The 15,783-nt window shown below is 70.9% G+C and carries 14 protein-coding genes; 5 read left to right on the top strand and 9 right to left on the bottom strand.

The genetic code is table 11. From position 1 onward, the window contains the following. Positions 1-302: 302 nt before the first annotated feature. A complete protein-coding gene (locus RIN46_RS04505; RefSeq protein WP_309079777.1) occupies positions 303-1,268 on the top strand; it encodes a GerMN domain-containing protein in 966 nt (321 codons plus the stop codon). Positions 1,269-1,314: 46 nt separating this feature from the next. On the opposite strand, the gene RIN46_RS04500 is transcribed toward RIN46_RS04505, so the two are convergent. From RIN46_RS04500 to hrcA, 3 genes are all read right to left on the bottom strand, one after another. Then, positions 1,315-2,142, bottom strand: coding sequence for a 16S rRNA (uracil(1498)-N(3))-methyltransferase (locus RIN46_RS04500; protein WP_309079778.1), 828 nt, complete (start codon positions 2,140-2,142; stop codon positions 1,315-1,317). Positions 2,143-2,152: 10 nt separating this feature from the next. After that, the gene (gene dnaJ / locus RIN46_RS04495) at positions 2,153-3,283 is read right to left on the bottom strand and encodes a molecular chaperone DnaJ (protein WP_309079779.1); all 1,131 of its coding nucleotides are present in this window, start codon (positions 3,281-3,283) and stop codon (positions 2,153-2,155) included. A gap of 78 nt (positions 3,284-3,361) precedes the next feature. Then, on the bottom strand, positions 3,362-4,375 hold the full coding sequence (gene hrcA, locus RIN46_RS04490) for a heat-inducible transcriptional repressor HrcA (RefSeq protein ID WP_309079780.1): 1,014 nt from the start codon (positions 4,373-4,375) through the stop codon (positions 3,362-3,364). Between the two features lie 176 nt (positions 4,376-4,551). Between hrcA and RIN46_RS04485 the strand changes: the two genes are divergently transcribed. Together RIN46_RS04485 and RIN46_RS04480 are read left to right on the top strand one after the other, a co-directional pair. Continuing rightward, positions 4,552-5,400 carry a DUF3097 domain-containing protein gene (locus RIN46_RS04485; protein WP_309079781.1) on the top strand — a complete coding sequence of 283 codons (849 nt, stop codon included), beginning with the start codon at positions 4,552-4,554 and terminating at the stop codon, positions 5,398-5,400. A 151-nt stretch (positions 5,401-5,551) separates the two neighbouring features. Further along, positions 5,552-5,959 (top strand): DUF4870 domain-containing protein, encoded by a 408-nt coding sequence (locus RIN46_RS04480; RefSeq protein WP_309079782.1) that lies wholly within the window; start codon positions 5,552-5,554, stop codon positions 5,957-5,959. Between the two features lie 54 nt (positions 5,960-6,013). On the opposite strand, the gene hemW is transcribed toward RIN46_RS04480, so the two are convergent. Together hemW and lepA are read right to left on the bottom strand one after the other, a co-directional pair. Beyond that, positions 6,014-7,243, bottom strand: a complete 1,230-nt coding sequence (hemW, locus tag RIN46_RS04475; protein WP_309079783.1) for a radical SAM family heme chaperone HemW — start codon at positions 7,241-7,243, stop codon at positions 6,014-6,016. Between the two features lies 1 nt (position 7,244). Beyond that, positions 7,245-9,098, bottom strand: coding sequence for a translation elongation factor 4 (gene lepA / locus RIN46_RS04470; protein WP_309079784.1), 1,854 nt, complete (start codon positions 9,096-9,098; stop codon positions 7,245-7,247). A gap of 113 nt (positions 9,099-9,211) precedes the next feature. Between lepA and RIN46_RS04465 the strand changes: the two genes are divergently transcribed. Both RIN46_RS04465 and rpsT read left to right on the top strand, forming a co-directional pair. After that, positions 9,212-9,760, top strand: coding sequence for a type II toxin-antitoxin system PemK/MazF family toxin (locus RIN46_RS04465; protein ID WP_309079785.1), 549 nt, complete (start codon positions 9,212-9,214; stop codon positions 9,758-9,760). Positions 9,761-9,942: 182 nt separating this feature from the next. Further along, the gene (gene rpsT, locus RIN46_RS04460) at positions 9,943-10,203 is read left to right on the top strand and encodes a 30S ribosomal protein S20 (RefSeq protein ID WP_309079786.1); all 261 of its coding nucleotides are present in this window, start codon (positions 9,943-9,945) and stop codon (positions 10,201-10,203) included. 102 nt (positions 10,204-10,305) lie between these two features. Here rpsT and holA read toward each other — a convergent pair whose 3' ends face one another. The 4 genes from holA to RIN46_RS04440 form a co-directional block, all read right to left on the bottom strand. After that, complete coding sequence (gene holA, locus RIN46_RS04455) at positions 10,306-11,322, bottom strand: DNA polymerase III subunit delta (protein WP_309079787.1); 1,017 nt, start codon at positions 11,320-11,322, stop codon at positions 10,306-10,308. Between the two features lie 34 nt (positions 11,323-11,356). Then, entirely contained in the window at positions 11,357-13,945 is a 2,589-nt protein-coding gene (locus RIN46_RS04450) for a ComEC/Rec2 family competence protein (protein WP_309079788.1), read from the bottom strand. Then, positions 13,942-14,739: a ComEA family DNA-binding protein gene (locus RIN46_RS04445; protein WP_309079789.1), complete on the bottom strand. Its 798-nt coding sequence runs from the start codon at positions 14,737-14,739 to the stop codon at positions 13,942-13,944. Before RIN46_RS04445 ends, RIN46_RS04450 begins: the two co-directional genes overlap by 4 nt. 92 nt (positions 14,740-14,831) lie before the next feature. After that, complete coding sequence (locus RIN46_RS04440) at positions 14,832-15,779, bottom strand: DegV family protein (RefSeq protein ID WP_309079790.1); 948 nt, start codon at positions 15,777-15,779, stop codon at positions 14,832-14,834. Positions 15,780-15,783 lie beyond the last annotated feature (4 nt).

Genomic DNA, 15,783 nt, shown 5'->3' with positions numbered 1-15,783 from the left:
TGGGACCGTCGGGGCCCGCAGGACGCGAACCGGGTGAGGCGTCGACCCCGCGGGACCGCAGGTCACGGCGAGAGCACGGAGGGGGCGCCACACCCCGCCTTTGGTCTCGATCGGGAAACGATTCCACGGGAGCCTGCGGAACCGGGTGCGCTGGGGCCCCCGGTGTGGCACGCTGTTGCGGTGCACTGTGCGCGCGGCCAAACCGCGTGCGCGCGTGCTCGACGCGGCCAATGGAGGCCGGCCCCAGAACCACCGGGACCCGGACCACAGCAGACCCGGGCCCCGCCGAGCCGAGGACATGGATGGAATCGACGCACCGCAGACTGAAGCTGGCCCGCTGGGCTGCAGCCTCGTCCGCGTGCCTCTGCGTGCTCACGGCGTGCGCGCCGGTCGAGGATGCCTCCATGGCGACCCACCTGAGCACGGCCGCGCCCACCCACGCCCCCAGCGGCGTCGGGTCCTCGGCGGACGGCCGCGAGGAGGACCTCTCCTCGAAGCAGCTCTCCCCTGTCTACTGGGTCGGAACGGTCGACGGTGAGCGCCGGCTCTACCGGGAGTTCGTCCGCGCCCACGACCACGGCGACCCCGTGGTGACCGCGCTGCGGCACCTCCTCAACGGCATGCCCTACGACTCGGAGTACGCCTCGCTCCTGAGCCCGACGCCCACGGTCGGAGCCTCCATCGACGTGGACAACGTCATCACGGTGGACATCTCCTCCGACGCCTTCCGCCGCACCCTCGACGCCGACGACGCCCGCCTGGCCGTCCAGCAGATCGTCTACACCGCGACGGCAGCGGCCGCGTCCGCAGGGCTGCTCTCCGATGCTTCGAGCCCGAGCGTCCGCCTCCTCGTGGACGGCCGGAGCGATCGGGAGGTGTTCGGGCACCTGCGGACAGGCGAGCCGATGCCGCGGATCCCGGAGCTGCGGGCGCCGATCTGGATCATCGAGCCCCAGTTCGGCTCGCTCCGCTCGCCCGGCACGGTCCACGTGACCGGCGTCGGCATCGACTACCCGGGCGGCATGCACTGGCGGGTCGAGCGGATCGGCTCCGCGGGCACCGGCACGGAGGCCGACCTGCTGGAGAATCCGGTTCCGGTCGACGGTGGCGTCGTCGACGTCGGACGTGGCGATCTGCCCGAGGACCAGTTCGATGTGCCCGTGGTCCTCGACGACGGGCTCTACCGCGTCTCGGTCTGGGGCGAGGACGGCGACGGCTCGGTGGCCGGACGGGAGTCCAAGGTCTTCAGGGTCGCCGCCGAGGACTAGTCGCCGAGAGGCCGCCGCCGCCGCGGGTCGGGCCTCCGCCGCATGATCAGTCGAGCTCTCCGACCAGGTGACGGGTCAGGACGAGCGCCGCCGGCCCGGCGGTCCCGGACCGCAGGACGTGACGGCCGAGCACGGCCGGCAGTGCACCGGCGGCCCGCAGCGTCTCGATCTCCGGTTCGGAGATCCCGCCCTCGGGGCCGACCAGGAGCCAGACCTCGCCGAGGGAGGATCCCGCCTCCAGGTCCTGCAGGGCGGCGCGGACTCGTGCGGTCAACGGCTCGGCTGCGGCCTCGTGGAGGACGAGCACCAGCCGGGGCGAGCCGGACGGCCCGTGGGGATCCGCGCTCTGCAGCGGCCCAGACACGGACGGATCGCCGATCGTGGCGGCGAGCTGCGCCGTCGTGCTGGGCACGCCGACCTCGGGAATCCAGGCGCGTCGGGACTGCTTGACCGCCGACCGGACCGTGGACTCCCACTTCTGGCGTCCCTTGGCGGTCTTCTCGCCGCCCCAGCGCACCACGCACCGCTCCGCCTGCCAGGGCACGACGGCGGAGACGCCGAGTTCGACGGCGGCCTCCACGGCCTGCAGGTCCCGGTCGCCCTTGGCCAGTGCCTGGACCAGCACCACCCGGGTCCCCGGCCCTGGCTCGTCCACGATCCGGTCGACGCGCGCCGTGAAGGAACGCTTGGCGACGTCCGCCACCGTGACCGCGGCCCGGCGACCGCGACCGCCCAGCAGGTCGAGTCCTTCGCCCGGTCGGACGCGTTTGACCGTCACCGCGTGGTGTCCCTCGTCGCCGTCGACGGTGACGAGCGATCCCGGCTCGACGCCGTCGAGCTGCCCGTCTGCCGCCAGGAACGCCTGGTTGCTCATCGCCGGACGCCTAGTTCCGGTGACCGAGCTTCTCGAACAGTCGCGAGAACATGCCGCCACGCTCGGCGAGGCGGCCCTCGGCGACGACCTCCCCGCGCAGCTCGGCCAGCTTCTCGATCAGCTCCCGCTCCTCGTCCGTGAGCTTGGTGGGCGTCTCGACCTGCAGCGTCACGATGAGGTCGCCGCGGCCCGACCCCCGCAGCCGGGGCACGCCGAGCTCCCGGAGCCGGATCGTCTGCCCCGACTGCGTGCCGGGCTCGACCGTGATGTCCTGCTCGCCGTCGAAGGTGTCCAGCTTCATATCGGCGCCGAGGATCGCGGCCGTCATGGGGATGTTCATGACGGCGTGCAGATCGTTGCCGTCGCGCTCGAACACGGCATGGCGGCGCACGTCGATCTCCACGTAGAGGTCTCCGGCAGGACCACCGCCGGGGCCTGCCTCACCCTGCCCGGCGAGGTGGATGCGCGTGCCGGAGGCCACACCGGCGGGCACCTTCAGTTGCTTGCTGACGTGCTCGCGGACGCGCCCCTGGCCGTTGCACTCGTTGCAGGGGTCCTCGATGACGTCCCCGTGGCCGCGGCAGATGTGGCAGGTCTCGAGGGTCATCATCTGCCCCAGGACGGAGCGAACGGGCCGCTGGACCTTGCCGCGGCCCTGACAGTTGGGGCAGGTCTTCGGAGAGGTGCCGGGGCGGCAGCAGCTGCCCTGGCAGGTCCCGCAGGTCACGGCGGTCTCCATCTCGAGCGGGTAGACCACGCCCTGGACGGCGTCCTTCAGCGAGATCGACGCCGTGATGAGCGCGTCGCGGCCGCGCTGCGTGCGCGAGACCGGCCCGGACTGTCCGCCACCGCCGAAGAACTGCTCGAAGATGTCCCCGAAGCCGCCGAATCCAGCGTCCCCGAACCCGCCGCCGAAGCCCTGCGGGTTCCCGTTCTCGTCGCCGGTGGCGTCGTAGTTCTGACGCTTCTGCGGGTCCGAGAGGACTTCGTAGGCGCGGGTGACCTGCTTGAACTGGTCGGACGCATCGGCACCCGGGTTCACGTCCGGGTGCAGCTTCCGGGCCAGCTTGCGGTAGGCCTTCTTGATCTCCTCGGCGGAGGCGTCCCGGGAGACGCCCAGCACCTCGTAGTAGTCGCTCACGTTGCTAACTCTGTCCTTTCGAACGTCCGTCTGTCAGTCCAACCAAGGAGGCGGACCCACGTCTGTTGGTCTCGCCGGTCAGCCGGCGAGAATGCGGGATAGGTAGCGGGCCACCGCACGGACGGCCGACATGGAGCTCCCGTAGTCCATGCGCGTGGGCCCGAGAACGCCGACCTTCGCGCGCTGTTCGGGGCCGTACCCCGTGGCGACCACCGACGTCTCCGTGAGTCCGTCGTAGACGTTCTCCCGTCCGATCTTCACGGCGATGCCGCGCGCGTCGAGTTCCATCTCGGAGAGGAGGCGCAGCAGCACCACCTGCTCCTCGAGGGCCTCCAGCACCGGCGTGATGGTCAGGGCGAAGTCCCGATCCGAGCGTGCCAGATTCGCCGTCCCGGCCATGATGATCCGGTCGACGACTCCGTGCTCCGAGAGCCCGTGGACGGCTGCCGCGATCTCGTCGCCGGTGGACTGGAGAGCCGGTGGGAGTGCGTGGACCGCCGTGCCGAGCAGACCGCCGATCTCATCCAGGCGGCGACCGTGCAGAGAGTTCAGCAGCGTCGTCTTCACGAGGACCAGGTCCTCGTCCGAGACATCGGCCTGCAAGTGTACGACCCGCTGCTCCACCTTGCCATTCGAGCCGATGAGCACGACGAGCACCCGACGGTCCCCCAGCCCTACCAGCTCGATGTGCCGCACCGCCGTGTTGCTGAACTGCGGGACCTGGAGGACGGCGACCTGATTCGTCAGCTGCGCCAGCAGGCGCACGGTGCCCTCGAGGATGTCGTCGACGTCGGCGGCGCCCTCCATGAGCGAGTGGATCGCGCGCCGCTCTGCGGGCGAGAGCGGCCGGACCTCCTCGATCCGGTCGACGAACTGACGGTAGCCGCGCTCGGTGGGGATCCTGCCGGACGAGGTGTGCGGCGCGACGATCAGGCCCTCCTCCTCGAGCAGGGCCATGTCGTTGCGCACGGTCGCCGCCGAGACACCCAGATTGTGCCGGTCCAGGAGCGCCTTGGAGCCCACGGGCTCCCGGGACTGGACGAAGTCCTCGACGATGGCTCGCAGGACCTCGAGGCGGCGTGCATCGGACATCGTTCTCCTCCGTCTCCACTGCTTAGCACTCGACACGTTCAAGTGCTAAGTCTAGTACGGATGGGGCCTTGCTAGCATGATCGCCGGCAGACCGCGCCCGCAGGTTTCCGGTGGGCGTGGAGCGCACCGGCCTCCCCGCGCCGCCGCACGCCCCGACCGCCACCCGAAGGAGCCGCATGTTCGACTACTCCTGGGGTGCGCAGCAGCTCGCCCCGCAGCAGAAGAGGGAGCTCCGCCGGGTCCCCGCAGAGCGGGACATGGTCCTCGAGGACGTCGAGTCCGGCTGGGTCGGTGCCGTGGTCCGGATCGAACGCGTCGGCGGAATGATCACAGTGGCCCTGGAGGACCGCAGCGGGCGGACCAAGAGCTTCCCCCTGGGGTTCGGATTCCTCCTCGACGGCGAACCCATCGAACTCGTCCCGCCCCAGCGGAAGCCTCCAACCGGCTCCCTGCGCTCGGCCTCGGGCTCGGTCGTCGTCCAGGACCACCGCGCACGCGAAGCCCGGGCCTCGCGCATCTGGGTCGAGGGCAAGCACGACGCCGAGCTCGTCGAGAAGGTCTGGGGCCACGACCTGCGCGTGGAGGGCATCGTCGTCGAACCCCTGCACGGGGTCGACGACCTCGCGGGACTGGTGCGCGAGTTCGCTCCCGGCCCGAAACGCCGGCTCGGAGTCCTCGTGGACCACCTCGTCCCGGGGTCCAAGGAGTCCCGGATCGCCGACGAGGCCATGCGGGTGCCCGGCGCCTCCGGCAACCTGCTGGTCGTCGGACACCCGTACGTGGACGTCTGGCAGGCCATCAAGCCGCAGGTCATCGGCATCGAGTCCTGGCCGGTGGTGCCCCGCGGGCTCGACTGGAAGACCGGGATCCTGCGTGGGCTCGGATGGCCCCATGAATCGCAGGCGGACGTCGCGGACGGATGGAAGCGACTACTCGGGGCCGTGCGCACTTATGCCGACCTCGAGCCGAGCCTGCTCGGCAGAGTCGAGGAGGTCATCGATTTCCTCACGGCCGACGGCGGCTGAGTGGCCGGGCTGTGACGGCATCGCGTCGCCCGTCCCACGTGGACGCGGACGCGGCCGGCGTGCCGGCGTGGCGGCTCCTCCCGGCTCGCCCCATTAGACTGGCGGTGTCGGCATCCCGGCAGACGACCAGGACAGGTGGACAAAGGACAACATGCCCGAGAGGTACAGCGAACCCACGGAACGCGCGAGCACGCAGTTTGACGGTTCTTCGCCGGCCGCCGAACGGCTGACCCCCACTCAGGATCGCCAATGGGCCACCATGGCCCACTTCGGGGCGATCCTGGGCTGCATTCCGTCCGCTGTCATCTACTACATCTACCGCGACCGCGGACCGTTCACTGCCCAGGAGTCCCGCGAGGCCCTGAATTTCACGTTCCCGCTCACCGTGGTGGCCCTGCTCTGCAACCTGCTGACGCTCATCCCCGTCATCGGCGGATTCTTCGCCGTCATCGCGGTCGCCGTCTGGGTGGGCCTGACGGTCAACGGACTCGTCGCCGGCCTCGAGGCGAACCGCGGGCGTCCCTACCGCTACCGCTTCAACCTGCGCCTCTTCAAGTAGTCCACGCACAGCGAGTGATCGGTGCCCGGCCGGAACCGCATTCCGAGGACCGGTTCAGAATCCGAGCAGTCGTCGGACCACGGCGTCGGCGAGCAGCCGGCCCCTGAGGGTGAGTCGCAGCCGGCCCCGGAAGACCTCGGGCCCGTCGACGAGCTCGTCGGCGATCAGACCCGCCACGGCCTCTCGGGCGGCATCCGGCAGGCGCCGGAGCTCCAGTCCCTCCGAGAGCCGGGAGCGCAGCATGACGTCCTCGAGCAGCCGGGCCTCGGCGTCCGGCTGCTCGCGCCCGGCCGCCGGCGACTCCCCGGCGTCGACCCGGCGCTGATAGGCCGCGGGATGCTTGACGTTCCACCACCGGACCCCGCCGGCGTGCGAGTGCGCACCCGGCCCGACGCCCCACCAGTCACCCCCGCGCCAATAGGCGAGGTTGTGCCGGCATTCGCTCTCCGGGCCTCGCGACCAGTTGCTGACCTCGTACCAGCCGAACCCGGCTGCGGAGAGCAGTTGCTCGGCGAGGAGGTACTTGTCGGCGTGATCGTCGTCGTCGATATCCGGCACCTCGCCGCGACGGATCCGGGCGGCGAGCCGCGTGCCCTCCTCGATAATGAGCGCATACGCGGAGATGTGATCGGGCGCGTAGGAGATCGCTTCGCTCAGGCTGCGCTCCCAGTCGGACAGCGCCTCCCCCGGCGTGCCGTAGATCAGGTCCACGCTGACTTGCAGGCCGGCGTCCTTGGCCCACTGCACGGCCAGCGGCACTCGGGACGGGCGGTGGGTCCGGTCGAGGACCCGCAGTACGTGCGGGACGGCCGACTGCATGCCCAGCGAGACGCGGGTGAAGCCGCCTTCGGCCAGGATCCGGAAGGTCTCCGGGGTGACCGACTCGGGGTTCGCCTCGGTCGTCACCTCGGCACCGGGGGCGAGGCCCCACTCCTCCCGGACGGTGTCGAGAATGGAGACGAGGTCCGATGCCGGCAGCAGCGTGGGCGTGCCGCCGCCGAAGAACACCGTCTCGGCGGGCCGGGCCGGGAGTCCCGAGGCCCGCAGGGCCTTCGCCCCGAAGACGACCTCGCGGCTCGCCGCCGCAGCATAGCCGTCCTGGCTCGCGCCGCTGCCGAGCTCCGTCGCCGTATAGGTGTTGAAGTCGCAGTACCCGCACCGGACGGCGCAGAACGGGATGTGCACGTAGACGGAGAAGCTGCGCTCCGCGGCCCCGACGCCCGCGGAGGCCGGGAGCACGCCGTCGGACGGCGCCGGATCGCCCAGCGGGAGGGTGGAGGGCACGCTACTTCTTCTTGTCCGCCGAGGAATCGGACGACAGCGCGGCGATGAAGGCCTCCTGGGGCACCTCGACGCGGCCGACCATCTTCATGCGCTTCTTGCCCTCCTTCTGCTTCTCGAGCAGCTTGCGCTTGCGGCTGATGTCGCCGCCATAGCACTTGGCGAGAACGTCCTTGCGGATGGCACGGATATTCTCACGGGCGATGATGCGCGAGCCGATCGCCGCCTGGATCGGCACCTCGAACTGCTGGCGCGGGATCAGCTCGCGCAGCTTCCGGGTCATCATGACGCCGTACGAGTAGGCCTTGTCCTTGTGGGTGATCGCGCTGAACGCGTCGACCTGATCGCCCTGCAGGAGGATGTCGACCTTGACCAGATCCGCGGTCTGCTCGCCGTCCGCCTTCCAGTCGAGCGAGGCGTAGCCCCGGGTGCGCGACTTGAGCTGGTCGAAGAAGTCGAAGACGATCTCGGCCAGCGGGAGGCGATAGCGCATCTCGACGCGCTCCTCGGAGAGATAGTCCATCCCGCCGAGGATGCCGCGCTTGCCCTGGCAGAGCTCCATGATCGCGCCGACGAATTCGCTCGGTGCGATCACCGTGGCGGAGACCATCGGCTCGCGGACCTCGAGGATCTTCCCCTCGGGGAACTCGCTGGGGTTGGTGACCGTGACGATCTGCTTGTCCTCGGTCATGACGTCGTAGACGACGTTCGGAGCCGTGGAGATGAGGTCGAGGTTGAACTCCCGCTCGAGCCGCTCGCGGACGATCTCGAGGTGGAGCAGGCCGAGGAACCCGACCCGGAAGCCGAAGCCGAGGGCCACGGAGGTCTCCGGCTCGTAGACGAGGGCGGCGTCGTTCAGCTGGAGCTTGTCGAGCGCGTCGCGCAGGATCGGGTAGTCCGAGCCGTCGATCGGGTAGAGGCCGGAGAACACCATCGGCTTCGGATCAGCGTAGCCGCTGAGTTGCTGCTCGGCCGGGCGGTTCAGGTTCGTGACCGTGTCACCGACCTTGGACTGGCGCACATCCTTCACGCCCGTGATGAGATAGCCCACCTCACCCACGCCGAGGCCCTGCGTCGGAACCGGCTCGGGAGCGCTGACACCGATCTCGAGCAGCTCATGGGTCGCGCCGGTCGACATCATCTTGATCCGCTCGCGCGGCTGCAGCTTGCCGTCGACCACACGGATGTAGGTGACGACCCCGCGGTAGGTGTCGTAGACGGAGTCGAAGATCATCGCGCGCGCCGGAGCGTCCGCGTCGCCGACGGGAGGGGGCAGCTGACGGACGATCTCGTCAAGCAGCGCCTCGACCCCCTCGCCGGTCTTGCCCGAGACCCGCAGGACGTCATCGGGGTCCCCGCCGATGAGGTGCGCCAGCTCTGCGGCGTACTTCTCCGGCTGCGCCGCCGGAAGGTCGATCTTGTTGAGCACGGGGATGATCGTCAGATCGTTCTCCATGGCCAGGTAGAGGTTCGCCAGGGTCTGCGCCTCGATGCCCTGGGCCGCGTCCACGAGGAGGATTGCCCCCTCGCACGCGGCGAGCGAACGGGAGACCTCGTACGTGAAGTCCACGTGTCCCGGGGTGTCGATCATGTTCAGCGCGTAGGTGACGCCGTTCTCGTCCTCCCACGGCATGCGGACGGCCTGGGACTTGATCGTAATGCCGCGCTCGCGCTCGATGTCCATGCGGTCGAGGTACTGGGCCTTCATGTCGCGCGGCTGCACCACGCCCGTGGCCTGGAGCATGCGGTCCGCCAGCGTGGACTTGCCATGATCGATATGGGCGATGATGCAGAAGTTCCGGATCACCGACGGATCGGTTTTCGAAGGGGCCGGAGCATTGCGGGCCAAAGGAGACACGGTTTCGGGGACCTCGCTGGGTTTTCGGACAGGGGCAGGGATCGTTCCCTGCGGGACGACCCGATCATTCTCCCATGAACCCGGCTGATACTTTTTTCGGTATGCAGATCAATATGCGTTCGTTGAGGCGGTTCGCCCGGATCGCCACCCGGGTCTACCGCGAGGTGCAGCGGGCCCGCAGCGGTTCCCGAGATGGCCGTCCCGCCTCCTCCCCCGAGAGCTCTCGACGCAACGGCCCGGTCCCGCCCGGAGCCGACGGCGGCAGCTGGCGCGACGGCGGCTACCCCGGCGACTACACGGGACCGCTCACTCCCGCTTACTCCCCCTCACCGGACGGGCTCCCGGATCCCGGCGAGATCGTCTGGGCCTGGGTCCCGTACGAGGAGGACTTCGGACAGGGCAAGGACCGGCCGGTCCTGCTCGTCGGCCACGACGGCGCCTACCTGCTCGGCCTCATGCTGACCAGCCGGGATCGCAACAACGCCCGGGCCCACGACGCCGACTACGTCGACATCGGCGCCGGGCCGTGGGATCCGCGCGGTCGCGAGAGCGAAGTCAAGCTCGACCGCGTCATCCGCCTCCTGCCCCAGGGAATACGGCGGGAGGGGGCAGTCCTGCCCCGCAGACACTTCGAGCGCGTGACGGACGGACTGATCCGCTGACGCCGCACCGACCCGCCGGCATTGCCCCGAGCACGGCGGACGGCTAGTATGGATAGCTGAGTGTCCGCGCAGGTCGGCGGACGCGTTCTCCGGGGTCGCCAAAGGTATCCCCACGCCGCTCAGTCAATGGCTTCGGAGAGAACCCTCAGACCTTATCCGCAAGAGCAAGAGAGTTTACCTAAGTGGCAAACATCAAGTCCCAGAAGAAGCGCATCCTCACCAACGAGAAGGCCCGTCTGCGCAACGCCGCATACAGGTCCGAGCTGAAGACCCTGATCCGCAAGGTCGGCGCTGCTGTTGAGTCCGGGAACAAGGAGGCCGCCGAGGCCGCCCTGACCACGGCCAACCGCAAGCTCGACAAGGGCGTCAGCAAGGGTGTGCTGCACAAGAACCAGGCTGCCAACCGCAAGTCGTCCATCGCCAAGAAGGTCGCCGCGCTCTAGGCCGTCGGGTCGCTCAAGCTTCGGGCGGGTCGTTCCTCCACGGAACGGCCCGCCTTTTGCTATGCCCGCTCGGCGGTCCGACTCGCCGCCGCCGTCGGGCGCCTACCGCCCCGCGGCGGCCGCGATCCGTGCGACGGCCCGCTCGATGGCGTACTCGGGGTCGCGCCCGGCACCCTTCACCATGGCGTCGGTCTCCGCGAGCAGCTGGAGGCACGACGCCAGGTCGCCCTGCGACCAGTACCGCGCCTGCTCCTGGGCCTGCTGGACCTGCCAGGGCGGCATGCCCAGCTCCTGGGCCAGCTGCCCGACCGACCTCGGCTGTCCAGCGACCTTCGCGACCTGTCGCAGCTTCACGGCCAGCGCGGCGACGATCGGGACCGGATCGGTCCCCGTCGAGAGCGCGTGGCGAAGCGTCGAGAGCGCGATCGATCCGCGACCGGACAGGGCGGCGTCTGCGACCTTGAATCCGGTCGCCTCCACGCGGCCTCCGAAGTACTGGTCGACGACTTCGTGCGTGACCTCGCCGGTCGTGTCCTGGACGAGCTGGCTGCAGGCCGCCGCGAGCTCGGACAGGTCACTGCCGACGGCGGCGACGAGCGCACGGGCCGCCTCGGAGTCGATGCGCCGGCGGCTTTCCTTGAATTCCTGCGCGACGAACTCGAGCTTGTCGGAGTCCTTCTTCAGCGGCTGGCACTCCACGACGACGGCGCCCGCTTTCTTCACCGCGTCCAGCAGCTTCTTGCCTCGGTTGCCCCCCGAATGGTGCATCACCACGGTCGCCGTGTCGGCGCCGTGACGGAGGAACTGCAGGGCGTCCTCGAGGAAGTCCTCGTTCATGGCCGCCAGGCCGCTGACCTCGAGGTGCTTGTCCTCACCGAAGAGTGACGGACTGGCAGCCATCAGAAGCTCGCCCCGGTTGTAGGACGCGGCGTCGAAGCGCGTCACCTCCGTGTCGGGCCGACGCTCCAGCAGCCGGCGCCGGACGCGGTCGACGCTCCGCGCGGCGATGTACTCCTCGGGCCCGGTGAGCAGGATCAAGGGGGCGGGCTCGAGGCCACGCCACGCGTGGGGGTCCGCGGCGTTCCGACCGCCGGAGCGTCGCGCGCGGGGAGCAGCCATGGGTTTCCTCCTGGGTCGGGATCGACAGTCGATCCTACCGCGGCCCGTAGCGACGGCGGTGGACGCGAGCGGCCGGCAGAGACCTCACGACGAGCTCGGGACCCTCGGAGCCGTTCTCGACGGAGAGCAGGAGGGTGCCGTGCTCATCCGTCCTGAACAGGGGCACCCCGGCCTTGCGGAACCCGGCCCGGATCTCGGGTGCAGGGTGCCCGTAGCTGTTGTCGGCGCCGACGCTCACGATCGCCGCCTCCGGACGGGCCGCGTCCAGAATCTCCAGACCACCGTTCCGGGCGCCGTGGTGGGCCACCTTGAGCACATCGACGTCGGGCACCGCGCCCGTGTCGATCAGGCGACTCATCGACTCGATCTCGATGTCCCCTGTGGCCAGGAGGCGAAGCGGCACGGGCGTCCCGGCCAGGGTCATGTCGAGGACGAGCGAAGCGTCGTTCTCGCTCCGCGGCGTCTCACCGTGGGCCGGCGAGAGCACCTCCCATGCCACCGGTCCTCGCTTCCCGTGACGGCCGGCGGCGAGCTGCGCCGGCCGGACACCCGTGAGGTCTGCCATCTCCGCGGACCATTCCGCGGCGGCGGCCGGGTCCCCGGTCGAATAGTAGACGGTGCCAATAGTCGCTACGTCGGCTAGCTCCCTCCAGGCCCCGTAGTGATCCGCGTGGAGGTGCGTGATGAAGAGGAGCTCGATGCTGGAGACGCCGACGGCGCGGAGGCAGTCCGCCAACAGATCCGGTTCGTTGCCCACATCGATCATGGCCGCGCGTTGGTCGCCGAGGTTCAGGATCAAGGCGTCGCCCTGTCCTACGTCGCAGGCGGCGACCCGCCACTGACCGACCTCCGGCTCCAACCACCGGGTGGCGGGGAGGACGGTGCCGAGCAGCACGGCTCCTGCGAGGGTACCGGCGGTGCCGGCGAGCACCCGCCGTGAGCGCTGCTCGGAGGAGGCCAGCCAGACGGCCGACAGCGCGAGAAGCAGGATCGAGATCGCGAGGGCCGCCCCGAGCGCGCCCGCGGGCCACGGCATGCGGGCCTCTGGCCACGCCGCGACCCTCGTCCCCACGACGCCGACTGCCTGGGCGGGCAGCCCCGCCGTCCAGACGAGGGGTGCGACGACGATGGCCGGCAGCAGGCCGGCGACGAGCGCGAGCGTTCCGACGACTGTCACGACCGGGACGAGCGGCGCGACGACGAGGTTGGCCAGGACTGAATACGTCGAGAACGTGGGTGTCATCTGGAGGATGACCGGCTGGCAGAAGAGCTGGGCGGCGATGCTGATCGCCAGCCCATCGGCCAGCCATCCCGGTACACCGCGTGCCAGCAGGAGAGCGAGGGGCCGGCCGAGGAGGACGATGCCGGCCGTGGCCAGCACGGAGAGCTGGAACCCCGGCTCCCCGGCGAGGACGGGCTCGACCGCGAGCAGGATGACGATGCAGGCGCACAGGGCGGCAAACGCGCGGCGCCCGCGCCCACCGTACACGGCGGCGCAGGCGATCGCGCCCATGGCAGCCGCCCGGATGACGCTCGGATCCGGGCCGACGAGGACGACGAACGCCGCGAGCGAGGCGACCGAGGCGGCGAAGCCGAGTCCGCGCGGGGCCCTGCACAGACGTGCCGTCCAGAGAACCGATCCCATGACGAGCGCGCAATTGGCCCCGCTCACCGCCGTCAGGTGCGCCAGTCCGGCGGCCTTCATGGCGTCCTCGAGTGCAGCGTCCTGGCCGCTCCGGTCGCCCATGACCATCCCGGGCAGCAAGGCACGCCCATATTCCGGAAGGGGCACGGCAGCGTCCGAGAACCGGTCGCGCAGCGTGTCGGCGAGGCCGCCGCGCTCCGCCCGCACGATATCCGGGGGCGCGGCGGTCTCCGCCCAGAACCGGTGCGTGGCCCCCGGACCGGTCGGCGAGAGCCGGACGAGGCCGTATACCCGGTCGCCGCGGGAGAGGTCGGTGGGTCCCTTCCCCTCTGCGGCTCCCGCCTCCAACGGCGGGAACCGCAGGACCACCGGGGTCCCGGTGCGGAACCAGCGGCCCTCGGAGTAGTACCGCTCGATGCGCGCGTCCGCCGTGAGCGCGGCCGCGCTCCCCCGCTCCCCTGGGCGCGTGGTGCCGTCGACGACGACGTCTGCGCCGCTCTCCCCACCCCCGCCCGCGGGAACCCGGACCTCGCGCGGATCGTCTATGAGGGTCAGCTCTGCCCGCACAGTATCGAGGGAGGCGACATGATCGTCCAGCTGCGGCGCGTGCCCCGCCAGCGCCGCGGCGGCCACAGGCAGGCCCACGAGCACGAACCCCGCCGCTGCGACGGCCACGGGCCCCCACCAGTGCGACGACCATGCCACGACACCGGTGTTCCGCCAGATGAACCAGAGGGCACCGACCAGCAGCGCGCTGCCGCCGACCACGGACCAGACTGCGATCAGCGGCTCGCCCGGCGGAAGCAGTGTGGCCGCACTCCAGGCGCCGACGACCCCACACAGGCTCCGCGCATCCAGGCGGGTGGCCTCCCGCAGGCGCTGGCGGAGGGCCAGGGCCGGCTCCTGACGAGGCCGTCCCCGTCCGAGCGCCTCCCAGGCCTTCCCCAGCGTGCGCGCCCGGTCCTGGAGCCGAATCAAAACGAGACCAGCCCGTCGAGCTCCTCCATCATGGCGGGCCCGATTCCGGAGACGGCGTCGAGATCGGCCAGATCCTGGAAGGGACCGTTGGACTCGCGGAACTCGATGATCCGGGCCGCTAGAGCAGGCCCGATCCCGGGGAGCTCCTCCAGCCCGGCGGCATCGGCGGTGTTGACCGGCACGCGGACACCGTCCCCGGCCGGGCCGGCGGGGGACGGTGCCGCGCCTCCGGCAGCCACCTGGTCCTCGGTGGGGATCAGGATCTGCTGGCCGTCGACGGCGGCCGCGGCGAGGTTCACTGCGCTCGTCTGGGCGTCGGCCGTCGTGCCGCCGGCTCTATCCACTGCGTCATGGACTCGGGCGCCGGCCGGCAGCTCGTAGACCCCCGGCTTCTCGACGGCGCCGGCGACGTGGACGATGACGATCGACGGCTCGTCGCCGACGCCGGGCGCTGACCCCTCGTCCAACCCGCCGCCCTCCGTAGCCACCGAGGGGTCGGACGCATCGGTCGGATCGGGCGACGCCGCGTCCCGGGCGGGACTCCCGTCGGACACGCCCGCCGCTCCGGGCTCGCCGGCCTCTCCGTCGCCGGCCGCCCCGCGTTCCAGAGCCACGGTGCCGACGATGTCCGGGCTGAGGACCAGGGGCCGGACGACCAGGCTCACGGCGATCCAGGCCAGCACACCGACGAGCACGCAGATCAGGGCTCCCCGGCCGAAGGTCAGCCGGAACCGCTGCGGCGGCGGGGGCTGCATCCCGGCCCCGGGGCGTGTCTGCCAGCGATGACGAACCATGCGTCGACGCTAGGCGGCGCCTCCGCTCGGGCCGGCAGCACGGGACGGCCCTGTTGATCCCGGCACTCCGCCCCGGCCCTGTGGAGGACGAGTCAGGCCACGACGATGGCAACCACGCCGATGCCGGTGTGCGCACCGAGCACCGCGGGGAGGGGGACGAGCTGCACGTCCTCGTCCGCCAGATCCAGCAGCTCGTGGCGGATCTCCTCGGCCTGCTCCGGGGCACCGAAGTAGTGCAGGGCGATGCGCGGTCTGCGGCCCGAGGCGATCACGGCCTCCGCCTCGCCGCGGGCGACGTCGACGAGTCGGGCGACTGCCCGGGCCAGGGTCCTGGGGTTCTCACGCGCCTGGATCGCACCGTCCTGGACGGAGAGCAACGGCTTCACGGCCAGCATGGTTCCCACGACCGACGCGGCCCGGGAGATCCGTCCGCCCCTCCGCAGCTGTTCGAGGCTGGGCACCACGAAGTCGATGCTGGGCAGCCGAGGCGGGGATGCGGCCGCCGCCACTGCCTCCGCCCCGGCGCCTGCCGCCGCCGCCTGCAGCGCGTCCAGGACCAGATATCCCTCGGCCAGGCCCGCGGTGCGGGAGTCGACGACGGTGACCTCGACGTTCCGCTCCCGCCGCACCTGGGCCGCCGCGATGCGGGCGGCATCGACCGTCCCCGAGAGCCGGCCCGAGAGATGGATCGAGACGATGGACTCATACCCGGCCGCGGCGAGCTCCGCGTAGACCACGGCGAAGGCCCCCGGACCCGGGCGGGACGTCGTGACCGGAGTCCCGCTGGCGAGGGCAATGGCGAGCCTGGTCGCGACGTCGTCGTGCCCCTCCCGGAATTCCTCCCCCGCGATCAGGACCGGGATGGGGACCACGACCGCGCCGCCGCCGTGCGGTGCGAGCCAGGCGGTCGGCAGCCCCGCAGCACTGTCCGTGACGACGGCGACCCGCCGGGGAGCCGACCGGGAGGGGTCCGCGCGGCCGGCCCGTCCGCGCAGCCGCGCGAACCAGCCCGTCCCGGTCCCCTCACGCACGGCTGCCATGGCG

The organism is Zhihengliuella sp., assembly GCF_031178195.1.
Classification (GTDB): Bacteria; Actinomycetota; Actinomycetes; order Actinomycetales; family Micrococcaceae; genus Zhihengliuella.
Note: the sequence above shows the minus strand (reverse complement) of the source record. Positions and strands in the feature narration are given on the sequence as shown.

Excerpts from the sequence above, each read along its gene's own strand:
- RIN46_RS04505 (WP_309079777.1), top strand. The coding sequence starts at position 303 with ATGGAATCGACGCACCGCAGACTGAAGCTGGCCCGCTGGGCTGCAGCC.
- RIN46_RS04500 (WP_309079778.1), bottom strand. The coding sequence starts at position 2,142 with ATGAGCAACCAGGCGTTCCTGGCGGCAGACGGGCAGCTCGACGGCGTC.
- hrcA (WP_309079780.1), bottom strand. The coding sequence starts at position 4,375 with ATGTCCGATGCACGCCGCCTCGAGGTCCTGCGAGCCATCGTCGAGGAC.
- RIN46_RS04485 (WP_309079781.1), top strand. The coding sequence starts at position 4,552 with ATGTTCGACTACTCCTGGGGTGCGCAGCAGCTCGCCCCGCAGCAGAAG.
- RIN46_RS04480 (WP_309079782.1), top strand. The coding sequence starts at position 5,552 with ATGCCCGAGAGGTACAGCGAACCCACGGAACGCGCGAGCACGCAGTTT.
- RIN46_RS04465 (WP_309079785.1), top strand. The coding sequence starts at position 9,212 with ATGCGTTCGTTGAGGCGGTTCGCCCGGATCGCCACCCGGGTCTACCGC.
- holA (WP_309079787.1), bottom strand. The coding sequence starts at position 11,322 with ATGGCTGCTCCCCGCGCGCGACGCTCCGGCGGTCGGAACGCCGCGGAC.
- RIN46_RS04445 (WP_309079789.1), bottom strand. The coding sequence starts at position 14,739 with ATGGTTCGTCATCGCTGGCAGACACGCCCCGGGGCCGGGATGCAGCCC.
- RIN46_RS04440 (WP_309079790.1), bottom strand. The coding sequence starts at position 15,779 with ATGGCAGCCGTGCGTGAGGGGACCGGGACGGGCTGGTTCGCGCGGCTG.